Source organism: Burkholderia sp. SIMBA_051 (assembly GCF_046534915.1).
Taxonomy (GTDB): Bacteria; Pseudomonadota; Gammaproteobacteria; order Burkholderiales; family Burkholderiaceae; genus Burkholderia; species Burkholderia ambifaria.
Map to the genome: position 1 here is coordinate 1 of NZ_JAWRXS010000213.1, position 277 is coordinate 277.

The window sequence follows — 277 nt, forward strand, 5'->3', positions numbered from 1 at the left end:
TCTGCGGCGGTCAGGTCTTCTGCTGTCCCCCACTTGCTGCCGCTCTGAATTGCAGCATCCGGTTTCACCACAGAAAGGTCGTTTTCTGGCTGGTCAGAGGATTCGCCAGAATTCTCTGACGAATAATCTTTTCTTTTTTCTTTTGTAATAGTGTCTTTTGTGTCCCCCTGTTTTGAGGGATAGCAATCCCCCAATTTGAGGGATGTTTTATCCCTCGTTTTAGGGGATTTTCCCTCGTTTTGAGGGATACACCATTCTGAGATGTTTTTATTTGGTC

At 45.8% G+C, this 277-nt stretch carries 1 pseudogene; it reads right to left on the bottom strand.

Features of this window, described 5'->3' with window-relative positions:
• Nucleotides 1-277 (bottom strand): annotated as a pseudogene (locus tag SB771_RS34230) (Replication protein O); the annotation flags it as partial.